This is a genomic window from Methylobacterium sp. XJLW (assembly GCF_003254375.1).
Classification (GTDB): Bacteria; Pseudomonadota; Alphaproteobacteria; order Rhizobiales; family Beijerinckiaceae; genus Methylobacterium; species Methylobacterium fujisawaense.
In genome coordinates this window covers 1,646,992-1,658,935 of sequence record NZ_CP016429.1, presented here as the reverse complement: position 1 = coordinate 1,658,935, position 11,944 = coordinate 1,646,992, and the positions used below count along the sequence as shown (strand labels likewise).

At 69.7% G+C, this 11,944-nt stretch carries 9 protein-coding genes; all 9 read right to left on the bottom strand.

Annotated features, from left to right (window positions below; genetic code table 11):
* Positions 1–2: 2 nt before the first annotated feature.
* The 9 genes from cydB to A3862_RS07650 all read right to left on the bottom strand — a co-directional run bounded on the left by cydB (position 3) and on the right by A3862_RS07650 (position 11,869).
* On the bottom strand, positions 3–989 hold the full coding sequence (cydB, locus tag A3862_RS07690; RefSeq protein WP_043389059.1) for a cytochrome d ubiquinol oxidase subunit II: 987 nt from the start codon (positions 987–989) through the stop codon (positions 3–5).
* A gap of 6 nt (positions 990–995) precedes the next feature.
* The gene (locus tag A3862_RS07685) at positions 996–2,420 is read right to left on the bottom strand and encodes a cytochrome ubiquinol oxidase subunit I (protein ID WP_053609659.1); all 1,425 of its coding nucleotides are present in this window, start codon (positions 2,418–2,420) and stop codon (positions 996–998) included.
* A gap of 107 nt (positions 2,421–2,527) precedes the next feature.
* The gene (gene mqo, locus A3862_RS07680; protein WP_043760033.1) at positions 2,528–4,039 is read right to left on the bottom strand and encodes a malate dehydrogenase (quinone); all 1,512 of its coding nucleotides are present in this window, start codon (positions 4,037–4,039) and stop codon (positions 2,528–2,530) included.
* Between the two features lie 31 nt (positions 4,040–4,070).
* Positions 4,071–4,466 (bottom strand): hypothetical protein, encoded by a 396-nt coding sequence (locus A3862_RS07675; RefSeq protein WP_043760035.1) that lies wholly within the window; start codon positions 4,464–4,466, stop codon positions 4,071–4,073.
* Between the two features lie 30 nt (positions 4,467–4,496).
* Complete coding sequence (poxB, locus tag A3862_RS07670) at positions 4,497–6,224, bottom strand: ubiquinone-dependent pyruvate dehydrogenase (protein ID WP_111473474.1); 1,728 nt, start codon at positions 6,222–6,224, stop codon at positions 4,497–4,499.
* A 46-nt stretch (positions 6,225–6,270) separates the two neighbouring features.
* Entirely contained in the window at positions 6,271–7,728 is a 1,458-nt protein-coding gene (gene fumC, locus A3862_RS07665; protein WP_164706352.1) for a class II fumarate hydratase, read from the bottom strand.
* 270 nt (positions 7,729–7,998) lie between these two features.
* On the bottom strand, positions 7,999–9,441 hold the full coding sequence (locus A3862_RS07660; RefSeq protein WP_111473472.1) for a CoA transferase: 1,443 nt from the start codon (positions 9,439–9,441) through the stop codon (positions 7,999–8,001).
* Positions 9,442–9,668: 227 nt separating this feature from the next.
* Positions 9,669–10,532: a class II aldolase/adducin family protein gene (locus A3862_RS07655; RefSeq protein ID WP_111473471.1), complete on the bottom strand. Its 864-nt coding sequence runs from the start codon at positions 10,530–10,532 to the stop codon at positions 9,669–9,671.
* Positions 10,533–10,564: 32 nt separating this feature from the next.
* Positions 10,565–11,869, bottom strand: coding sequence for an MFS transporter (locus A3862_RS07650; protein ID WP_043389044.1), 1,305 nt, complete (start codon positions 11,867–11,869; stop codon positions 10,565–10,567).
* Between the last annotated feature and the right edge of the window lie 75 nt (positions 11,870–11,944).

Genomic DNA, 11,944 nt, shown 5'->3' with positions numbered 1-11,944 from the left:
GCTCACTCATAATGCTCGGCGACGTCGACCTTCCCCTTGAACACCCGGTAGACGACCAGGGTGTAGATCAGGGTGATCGGCAGGACCACGATCCCCGCGCCCCAGAACATGAAGGACAGGCTCGCCTCCGGCGCCGCCGCCTCGGTCACCGTCACGCTGAACGGCACCATGTAGGGCAGGAACGAGGCGGCGAGCGTCGCGAAGGCGGCGGCGAAGATCAGCGCCACCAGCGGGAACGGCAGGGCGTCGTTCCGGCGCCGCGCCGCGTAGAGGAGCCCCGCGCAGGCCGCGGCCCCCACGAGGGGCAGGACCAGCATCTCGGGCCGCTCGATCCAGCGGTGCAGCACCCGCAGGTTGATCGCCAGCGCGTACACGAAGGCCGCGCCCAGGAAGGCCAGCACCCCGAGCAGGAGCCGCGGCAGCAGCCGGAAGCCGAGGTCGCGCACGTCGGACTCGGTCTTGCCGCACAGCCACGCGGCGCCGAGCAGCGCGTAGCCGAGGCACAGGCCGAGCCCGCAGAGCAGCGAGAAGGGCGTGAGCCACCCGAACGCCCCGCCGACATAGAGCCCGTCCCGGACCGGCAGTTCCTGCACCAGCGCCCCGACCGTCACGCCCTGCACGAAGGCCGCGCAAAAGGAGCCGCCGACGAAGCCCGCGTCCCAGACCCGCCGCAGCCGCCGGGACTTGTAGCGGAACTCGAAGGCGACGCCGCGCAGGATCAGGGCCGCGAGCATCAGGAGGAGCGGCAGGTAGAAGGCCGAGAGCAGCAGCGCGTAGACCGCGGGGAAGGCCCCGAACAGGATCGTCGCGGCCAGAACCAGCCAGGTCTCGTTGCCGTCCCAGACCGGGGCGATCGCCTGCATCATGTGGCGGCGCGCCGCCTCGTCCGGGGCGATCCCGAACAGCATGCCGACGCCGAGGTCGAACCCGTCGAGCAGCACGTAGAGCATCAGGGTGAGGGCGAGGGCGGCGGCCCAGAATTCGATCATGGCCGCTTACTCCGCCGGTGTGCCGGTCGGCGTGGCGCCGGGTGTGCCGGGACTGTCGCCCGGTACGGCGAGCGGCCTCTTGGGGTTGGCGGCGCTCCCCGCATGCGCGGGCGTCGGCAGGATGCCGGCCCTGAGCATGCGGTAGATGTAGACGGTGCCGGCCGCGAAGATCAGCGCGTAGACCGCGCCGAACACGGCGAGGGAGGTCGCTACCTGCGGGGATGTCAGGAACGGCGTCGCCGCGTCGGCGGTGCGGAGCTGGCCGTAGACCGTCCAGGGCTGGCGCCCGACCTCGGCGGTGAACCATCCGGTCAGCGTCGCGACGAAGCCCAGGGGGAACGACAGGAAGATCGCCCATTGCAGCCAGCGCGCCCGCTCCAGCCGCCCGGTGGCGTAGAAGGCCATCCCGCCCCAGGCGAGCGCCAGCATCAGCAGCCCGCAGCCGACCATGATGCGGAAGGCGAAGAACGGGATCAGCACCGGCGGCCGGTCGGCCTTGGGGATGTCCTTGATGCCGATCACCTTGCCGGTGAGGGTGCCGTCGTCGATCAGGCTGCCGGCGGGGGCGGGCAGGGCGATGACGAAGTGGTTTGTCTCCTGCGCCTCGTCGGGCCACGCGAACAGGATCTCGCCGGCCGGCGCCCGGCTCTCCCAGTGGCCCTCGATGGCGGCGATCTTCGAGGGCTGGTGCCGGACGACGTAGTCGCCGGTGAGGTGGCCGAAGAACAGCTGCAGCGGCACGAGGACCGCGGCGAGGCCGAGCCCCATCCGGACCATGGCGCGGGCCTCGACGCGGTCCCGGCCCCGCAGCATGGACCACGCGCCCGTCGCCGCGACGCAGAAGCTGGTGGTGACGTAGGCGGCCAGGACCATGTGGGGGAAGCGGACCCAGACGACTCCGTTGAAGAGGATTGCCCACCAGTCGGTCGGCACGAACACGCCGTCCGGCCGCAGGGCGAAGCCGGTCGGATACTGCATCCACGAGTTGTTCACGAGGATCCAGAACGACGACAGGCTGGTGCCGAGGCAGACCATCAGGCAGGCGAACAGGTAGAACCAGCGCGGCACCCGCCGCCGGCCGAACATCAGCACGCCGAAGAACGAGGCCTCCAGCGCGAAGGCCGTGAAGCTCTCGTAGCCGAGAAGCGGCCCCTGGATCGGCCCGGTGCGGCGGGCGAGCTCGCTCCAGTTGGTGCCGAACTGGAACGCCATGACGATGCCGGAGACGACCCCGAGCCCGAAGGCGACCGCGAAGATCTTGAGCCAGAAGTCGAACAGGCGGTCGTAGACCGGCTCGCCCGAGATCATCGCCCGCGCCTGGAGGAAGGCGAGCCAGGCCGCCAGCCCGACCGTGAAGGCCGGGAAGATGATGTGGAACGAGACCGTGAAGGCGAACTGGATGCGCGACAGCATCAGGGCGGAGATGTCCATCGTTCCTCTCTCCAGCCGAAGCTCGCCGGTCCGCCGCCCCCGCTCGGGCGCGTCGCACCCTCAGATGTCCACCGGCGGGGCGCGGGGAACCGCGCCTCGCGGAAGTGTCAGACGGTGTCGATCCTCAGGATCGGCGCCGTCTCGGCCCGGCTGCGCCGGCAGGCCTCGGCGTCCTGCTTGAGGTCGATGCCGTAGGTCGGGATCACGGCCTTGAGGCGGGGCAGCCAGCCCTCCGGCGTCAGCCGGTCGGCGAAGCACTTCTCCAGCACCTCGACCGCGATGAAGGCCGCCGTCGAGGCGCCCGGCGAGGCGCCGAGCAGCGCGCAGATCGAGTGGTCGGCGGCGGCCACGAGCTCGGTGCCGAACTCGAGGTAGCCCTCCTCCAGCGGGTTCGACTGGCCGGTCGGCTTGATCGTCTGCACCCGCTGGCCGGCGACCGCCGACGTCCAGTCCTGCTTCAGCGCCTTGGGGAAGAACTGCTTCAGGGTCGCGAACTGGTGGTCGGAACTCTGGAGCACTTGGCCCACGAGGTACTCGGTCAGCGCGACGTTGTCCTTGGCGACGTCGAGCAGCGGCACGATGTTGTGCGGGGTCAGCGCGGTGAACAGGTCCGTGAGCGCGCCGTGCTTGAGGAAGCGCGACGAGAAGCCCGCATAGGGTCCGAACAGCAGCGAGCGCTTGCCGCCGATGATGCGGGTGTCGAGGTGGGGCACCGACATCGGCGGCGAGCCGGAGGCCGCCTTGCCGTAGACCTTGGCGTGGTGGCGCGCGCTGACCGCGTCGACGTCGCAGCGCAGCCAGATGCCGGAGACCGGGAAGCCGCCGTAGCCGCGCCCCTCCGGGATCTTCGAGGCCTGCAGCAGCGGCAGCGAGCCGCCGCCCGCGCCGATGAACACGAACTTCGCCGTCACGGTCTGGCGCGTGCCGTCGTAGGTGTCCTCGACGGTGACGGCCCAGCGGCCGTCGTCGACCCGGTCGAGGGCGACGACCTTTCGGTTGTAGTGCACGGAAAAGCCGGGCTGCGCCGCGAGCTGCTTGACCAGCAGGTGCGTGAGGGCGCCGTAATCGACATCCGTCCCTGTGACGATCCGGGTGGCGGCGATGGGCTCGCCGGGGGCGCGGCCCTCGATGATCAGCGGCGCCCAGCCGGCGATGACCTGCGGATCCTCGCTGTATTCCATGCCGTGATAGCAATGGTGCGCCGACATCGCGGCGTAGCGCGCCTTGAGGAACGCGACGTTCTCGGCCCCCCAGACGAAGCTCATGTGCGGGCAGGGATGGATGAAGGCGCGGGGATCGGGGATCGCGCCCTTCTTCACCAGATGTGCCCAGAGCTGGCGCGAGATGTCGAACTCGGTGTTGACCTCCAGGGCCTTGGCGATGTCGACGCTGCCGTCGGGGCGCTGGGGCGTGTAGTTCAACTCGCAATTGGCCGCGTGGCCGGTGCCGGCGTTGTTCCAGCCCTCCGAGCTCTCCTGCGCGCAGTCGTGGAGCGTCTCGAACATCGCGATCCTGAGCGACGGCTCCAGCTCCTTCAGGACCGTGCCGAAGGTCGCGCTCATGATCCCGGCGCCGATCAGCACCACGTCGGGAGTGTCGTCGTCGCTTAGGCCGGCCATCGCGGAACTCCTGGCACCGGTTCGGGGGAACTCACTGGGCGTTCGGGACGAAGGGCAGCCGGGCCTCGGCGCCGGGGGCGAGGATCACGTAGGCCCGGCACCAGGGCTCGTCGTCGACGAGGCGCCAGGAATGGCCGGAGCCGGCGGTGTCCTCGGCGATGAGGATGTCGCCGGGGCGGATCGTGAAATGCGCCCCGGCCTTCGTCTGGAAGTCGAGGGTGCCGCGCAGGGTAATGACGAACTGGCGGGTCGGGGCCGTGTGCCACGCGTAGGTGCCGCCGGCCTGCGTCTCCCGGAAGGAGATCGAGACCACGTCGGTCGTGCCGCTGAGGAGGTCGCCGCGCTCGCCGTGGGGCAGGGCGATGACGCCCTCCGCGAAGTGGGAATTGCCGTCGTCACCGGTCCAGATGCGAACGCAGCGGATCATCGGGCTGACCTCCAGCTTGGGATCGGCGCGTCAGCGCCAGAGGTTGGTCTTGGCGAGGTCGACGATCTCGGTCCCGCGCCGGTCGATCACCGCCTTGGCGAGCCACATCCCGAAGCCCGTCACCTGCTCGAGGCCGACCTTCGGCGGCATCGACAGTTCCTGGCGGGCCGAGACGACGTCGAGGAGGGCCGGACCGTCGTGGTCGAGCAGCGCGCGCATCGCGTCCGGCAGTTCGACCGGATCCTCGACGCGCCGGGCGAAGATGCCGGCCCCGCGCGCCATGGCGGCGAAGTCCGGGTTCACCAGTTCGACGCCGGTCTCGAGGAAGCCCGCGGCCTTCATCTCCATCTCGACGAAGCCCAGCGTGCCGTTGTTCAGCACCACGATCTTCACCGGCAGCTTGTGCTGGTTGAGGGTCAGCAGGTCGCCCATCAGCATGGCGAAGCCGCCGTCGCCGGAGAACGAGATGATCTGCCGCCCGGGATAGGCCGCCTGCGCGCCGATCGCCTGCGGCAGGGCGTTGGCCATGGAGCCGTGGTTGAGCGAGCCGATCAGCCGGCGCTTGCCGTTCATGGCGAGGTAGCGGGCCGCCCAGATCGTCGGCGTGCCGACGTCGAAGGTGAACACCGCGTCCTCGGAGGCCGCCTCGCTGAGCGTCCGGGCGACGTATTGCGGGTGGATCTTGCCGCCGGGCTTGCCCACCGCCAGGGCGTCGAGCCCGGCGCGGGCCTTGCGGTAATGGGCGAGGCTGTCGTCGAGATGCGCCCGGTCGGTCTTCGCCTGCAGCTTCGGCAGCAGCGCCGTGATCGTCGCGCCGACGTCGCCGATCAGGCCGAGATCGATCCGGCAGTGGCGCCCCAGGCTTTCGGCTCGCAGGTCGACCTGCGCGATCTTGGCGTCCTCCGGGTAGAACTGGCGGTAGGGGAAGCTGGTGCCGAGCAGAAGCAGGGTGTCGCAGTCGAGCATCGCCCGGTAGCCCGACGAGAAGCCGATCAGCCCGGTCATGCCGACGTCGTAGGGATTGTCCCACTCGACGTATTCCTTGCCGCCCAGCGCGTGGACCACCGGCGCCTTCAGCGCCTCGGCGAGCTGCAGCAGCTCCGCGTGGGCGCCGGCGCAGCCGCGGCCGCAGAACAGGGTCACGCGGCCGGCATCGTTGAGCATCCCGGCCAGCGCATCGAGGTCGGCGTCGCGCGGGCGCACCACGGGCGGGGGCGGCACCAGGGCGGCGGAGAGTTCGGGCGCGTTCCCCGGCATGGCCATGAGGCCGACATCGCCGGGGATCACCACCACGGCGACCCCGCGCTCGGCGACGGCGACGCGGATCGCGGTCTCGATCACGCCGGGCAGCTGGGCCGGCGAGGAGACCAGCTCGCAATAGTGGCTGCATTCCTGGAACAGGTTCTGCGGGTGCGTCTCCTGGAAGTAGCCCCGGCCGATCTCCGCCGAGGGGATCTGGGCCGCGATGGCCAGCACCGGCACGCGGGAGCGGTGCGCGTCGAACAGGCCGTTGATCAGGTGGAGGTTGCCCGGCCCGCAGGAGCCGGCGCAGACCGCGAGGTCGCCGGTCAGGTGCGCCTCGGCGCCGGCCGCGAAGGCGGCGCTCTCCTCGTGGCGCGTGTGGATCCAGGCGATCGAGCCGTCCTGGCGCAGGGCCTCGGTCAGCCCGTTGAGGCTGTCGCCGACGACGCCGTAGATGCGCTTCACGCCGGCCTGCGCCAGCGCCCGGACGAACAGATCGGCGACCTTCGTGCTCATGGTGTCTCGCTCAGCTGAGGGGCCCCGACGGATGGTCCCGGCGGGTTCAGGCGCCGGCCAGCCCGTGGCCGGTCATGGTCTTGGGATCGCACACCGCGTCGAAGCGCTCGGCCGGAACGCCCTCGGCCAGGGCGGCCTCGCGCAGCGTCGTACCCTCGTCGTTGGCGCGGTGGGCGATTTTGGAGGCGAGGTCATAGCCGATCACCGGCGACAGGGCCGTGACCAGCATCAGCGACTGGTTCACGGTCTCGTCGATCCGCTTCCGTTTGAGCTCCGTGCCCGCGACCGAGTAGGTCCGGAATTTCTCGCAGGCATCGCCCAGCACGCGGATCGCGTGCAGCGTGTTGTTGATGATGATCGGGCGCATCGCGTTCAACTCGAAATTGCCCTGCGCGCCCACGAAGGCGACCGCGTTGTCCTCGCCGATCACCTGAATGCAGACCATCACCATGGCCTCGCACTGAGTCGGGTTGACCTTGCCGGGCATGATCGAGGAGCCCGGCTCGTTGGCGGGCAGCAGCAATTCGCCGAGACCGCAGCGCGGCCCCGAGGCGAGCCAGCGCATGTCGTTGGCGATCTTCATCAGCGCGACCGCGAGCCCGCGCACCGCCGCCATGGCGGCGACCATGGCGTCGAGGGAGCCTTGGGCGGCGAACTTGTTGGGCGCCGTGACGAACGGCTTGCCGGTCAGCGCGGCGATCTGGCCGGCGATCTCCGCGCTGAAGCCTTCCGGGGCGTTGAGGCCGGTGCCGACCGCGGTGCCGCCGGCCGCGAGCTTGTAGAGCCCGGCCCGCGACGCCGCGACTAGGGCCAGCGCGTCGCGCATCTGCTCCACGTAGCCCGACCATTCCTGGCCGACCGTCAACGGCGTCGCATCCTGAAGATGAGTCCGGCCGGTCTTGACCACATCCATCCAGGCCTGCGCCTTCGCGTCGATCGCGTCGGCAAGGGCGTGCGCCTGCGGGAGGAGCACCTCGTCGAGTTCCAGCACCGTCGCGATGTGCATCGCGGTCGGGAAGGTGTCGTTCGACGACTGGCCCATGTTGACGTGGTCGTTCGGGTGGACCGGGCTCTTGGAGCCGAGTTCACCGCCGAGGAGCTGGATCGCGCGGTTCGACAGCACCTCGTTGACGTTCATGTTGGACTGGGTGCCGGAGCCGGTCTGCCAGACGTAGAGCGGATAATGCGCGTCGAGCTTTCCCGCGATCGTCTCGTCGGCGGCCCGGACGATGGCCTGCGCCCGCCAGTCCTCCAGGCGTCCGGCCGCGGCGTTGACCAGGGCCGCGGCCTTCTTGACGTAGCCGTAGGCGTGATAGACCCGCTTGGGCATGCGATCGTTGCCGATCGAGAAATGCTGGAGCGAGCGCTGCGTCTGCGCCCCCCAGTAGCGGTCCGCCGGAACGTCGATCGCCCCCATCGAATCCGTCTCGCGGCGTGTCCCCGTGGCGGAGATGCCGATCGGGATTTCGCGCAGGACAGGATGGTCCGGGGCAGACGCGGGCATCGTCATCCTTCTCGGTGTCGAACCGTATGGCACAGAGCAAGTCTGGGTCGGCGAAACGGATGTGCTTTGAGGTAAATCGTATTAATATTCCCTGTTGCTTGATGGACTTTTGTCAAAGCGAGATCTTCAGGAATTTTCTGTTCCCTTTTTACAAATTTTTGAATATATTAACATAGTGTCATGCATATCGTACGTGCCGATTGCCAGACGACGCGGATCGATGTCAAGGGTCGCGTAATGTCGCCGGTGCAAAAATATTAGATGGATTGATCAATTTATAGCGCGGCTGCTGTTCGGGCTGGAAAATTGCGCGCTATCGAAATTGGAAACCAGTGCAGCCTCCGTAGATCCGAGATCTCGGGCGGGCCTATCCCATCGCAGGGGAACGCCGTCGATCCGCGCGGGGGCGTACAGCCTGAGGGCGGGTCCCCACGCCGTGTGTTCGATCTTTGGTAAGAAGTCCCGGTCCTGATCTCCGCTGAAGGCGGGCCCCGGCGCGCCGCCGGCATGGTCGCTGAGCAGAAACGCCGTGCGGGCCAGGGAGAGCCTCGCGGTGACGGCGCGCCCCTCCCGCAACCGGGCGATCAGGCCCCGTATGGACGCCGCCGCCATCAGATAGCCGGTGGCGTGGTCGAGCGCCTGGACGGGCAGCGGCACCGGCCGGTCGGCCTGTTTCCAGCGCTGTCCGGCCGACGCGATGCCGGCCGACATCTGGACGAGGCTGTCGAAGCCGCGCCGGCCGGCCCAGGGCCCGGTCCAGCCATAGGCGCAGAGCGTGACGTCGATCAGGTTCGGATTGAGCGCCCGGCGATGCTTCTCCCCGTAGCCGAGCCGCTCCAGGGCATCCGGGCGGTATCCATGCACGAGGATGTCCGCCTCCGAGAGCAGCCCCTCGAACCGCTGTCGGTCGGCGGCCCGATGGAGGTCGAGCCGGGTGCAGACCTTGCCCAGGGTGACGTCGGGCGCCAGGGACGGCTCGTCCCAGCTGGGCGGGTCGATTCGCAGGACGTCGGCGCCCAGCCCGGCCAGGAAGCGCGTGGCCACAGGCCCCGCCAGGATGCGGGTCAGGTCGAGGACCCGGATCCCCGCGAGGGGACGGGCCGGGTCCGGGCGCCACCGTCCGGAGTCGTGGCCGGGCGCCTCCGTGACCGCCACGAGGGGCTCGGCCCGGACCGCCCGGCCCTGGTCCAGTCGCTGCCACGCCTCCAGGCTGCGCATCGCCGCGGCGCAGCCCCCCGCGCGCAGGATCGCCGATTCCAGGGTCTCGGCCGTCTCCCGGGCCACGGCGGCCGCAACCGCCTGCCGGTCGCCCGGACAGTCGAGCACCGAGAGGGCGGCGGCGCGATGGTGGGGCGCGTTGGTGTGCAGCCGGATCCAGCCGTCCGCCGCCCGGTAGTCGCCGGCGATCGGGTCCCAGGCGGCCGGCATCGTCCATCCGCGCGGCCGCACCGACGGGCCGAACCACGCCGAGGCGAGATGCCGGTCCACCGTCACGGCGGGCGCATCTCCGAACAGGCCCAGAAGTTCGGAGACGGCGAGGCCGGCGGCACCGATCGCCGCCGTCGCCAGCTCCGTGACGGGGAAGCAGGACGGCAGGCTCTCCGTGCCGGTGACCGTCAGCCGGTCTCCGGCATCGGGCGGCAGCGCCAGGGCTGCCAGCGCCTCCGCGAAGATCGACCGCAGGGCGTCCTCGTCGGCGTGTCGCTTGCGCATGGTCGCGGCCCTCACATGACCTGTGCAGGGTGGCGGCCGCCGACGGATGAATCAATCTTGTACCGCTGATGGGCAGGACGGACCGGCTCCCCGCTCCATCCGGATGGCGCCGCCCGGGCGCCGCCCGGGCACCGGCCCATACCGGCCCATAGCGGAAGGGCCGGCCTCGCGGCCGGCCCCGATGCGCGTCGCGGCGCCGTCCGCGCGGGGGCGGCGCCCGCCGGGCCTCAGGCGAACATGTCGGGCTGGGTCTCGGCGATGTGGTTGTACAGCGTCTGGAAGTGCAGCCAGCCGATATAGTCGCTGCCGACATGCTCGCGGCTGTAGCGGGCGGTCTTCTCCGAGAGGAGCTGCGGCTTGATGCCGGAGGCCTCGACGAGGAGCTGCTGCTTGCAGGCCCGCTCCAGGGCGATGAACCAGAAGGCCGCGTCGTCGATGCTGTGGTGCGAGCAGGTCAGCAGGCCGTGGTTCTGGTGCAGCACGCCGCGGTTGCGGCCGATCTGCTGGGCGACCGAGAGGCCGCTCTCCTTCTCCACCGCCACGGCGCCGGCCGAGGCGCCGATCACCGCGTGGCTGTTGTAGAAGGCCGCCGCGTCCTGGCTGATCATGTCGAGGGGCCGACCGGTGGCGCACCACGCGGTGCCGTAGGTGGTGTGCGCGTGGCACATCGCCATGACCTCGGGGTACTCGTCGTGCACGGCGGCGTGGAGGACGAAGCCCGCCCGGTTGATGGCGTGGCGCCCCTCGACCACCCGGCCCTTGTGGTCGGCCAGGATCAGGTTCGACATCCGCACCTGCGAGAAGTGCACGCACATCGGGTTGGTCCAGTAGAGCTCCGGACGCTCCGGGTCGCGGATCGTCAGGTGCCCGGCGAAGCCGTAGTCGAAGCCGTGCATCGCGAAGGCGCGGCAGGCGGCCACGAGGTGCTTCTTGCGGTAGTCGCGCGCCTCGGCGTGGTTGGCGAATTCCGGAATCTCCGGGAAGATCAGGCCGGCCTGCTCCGGCTGGTAGATCGAGGTCCGCTTGCGGCCGGCATCGTCGTCGGGCAGGTCGAGGGCGACGGGCGCCTCGTGGGAATGATCGTCGAGCATGGCGTATCCTTTCGTCGGGTGAGGGGAGGGCGTCAGCGGTTGACGAGGCGCTTGGGCACCGTCAGCGCCAGGAGGCTGCCCAGGGCGAGGCACGCGGCGAGGGTGTAGACGCCGAGGCTCGTGGACTTGGTGGTGTCGATGATCCAGCCGATCAGGTAGGGGCTCACGAAGCCCGCGAGGTTGCCGACCGAGTTGATCACCGCGATGCCGGTGGCGGCGGCCGCCCCCGCCAGGATGGCGGTCGGCAGGCACCAGAACTGGGCGAGCGTCACCAGCACGCCGATCGTCGCCACGGTGAGCGCCGCCTCGGCGATCACGAGGTCCGTGCTGAACCGGATGCTGACCAGCCAGCCCGCCACCCCGACGAGGCCCGGCACCGTGATGTGCCAGCGCCGCTCCCGGGCCGCGTCGGACAGGCGCCCGACCGTAATCATCGCCACGGCGGCGGCGCCGTAGGGCAGCATGGTCAGGAGGCCGATCTGCAGCGGGTCGGAGACGCCCGCGCCCTTGATCAGGGTCGGCAGCCAGAAGCCGACGCCGTAGAGGCCCATGATGAAGAAGAAGTAGATCCCGCAGAGCAGCCAGACCCAGCCGCTGGTGAAGCCGTCCCGGAACCGGTGCGCGGTCACGGAGGCGCCGTCGGCGGCGACATTGTGGGCGAGCAGCGCCTTCTCGTCGGCGCTCAGCCACTTGGCCTTCTGGATGCCGTCGTCGAGATAGGCGAGGACGCAGAAGCCCAGCACGACGGACGGAAGCGCCTCGATCAGGAACAGCCACTGCCAGCCCGCGAGGCCGCCCGTGCCGGCAAACGCGTTCATGATCCAGCCGGAGACCGGTCCGCCGATCAGGCCGGCGATCGGGATGCCGGTCATGAACAGGGCGATGATGCCGCCGCGGCGCTCGGACGGGTACCAGTAGGTCAGGTACAGGATCACGCCCGGGAACAGGCCCGCCTCGGCGAGGCCCAGCAGGAAGCGCAGGACGTAGAACCAGGTCGGCGAGGTCACGAACATCATGGCCGCCGAGATGACGGCCCAGCTCAGCATGACCCGGGCGATCCAGATCCGGGCGCCGACCTTGTGGAGGATCATGTTGCTCGGCACCTCGAACAGGAAGTAGCCGAGAAAGAAGATTCCGGCGCCGAGGCCGTAGACGGTTTCGCTGAACTGCAGGTCGCTCAGCATCTGCAGCTTGGCGAAACCGACATTGACGCGGTCGAGATAGGCCGCGACGTAGCAGGCGAACAGGAACGGCACGAGGCGCCACGTAACCTTGCGGTAGACCCGCGTCGTCTCGTCGATACTGGGCTCGACGAGGGTCATGACCCCCTGTGCCATTCCGGTGTCTCCCTAGACTTTATCGTTTCGCCACCGTCTGCGCGGCGCGGCCGGCACTATCGTGCTGCGTCCAAT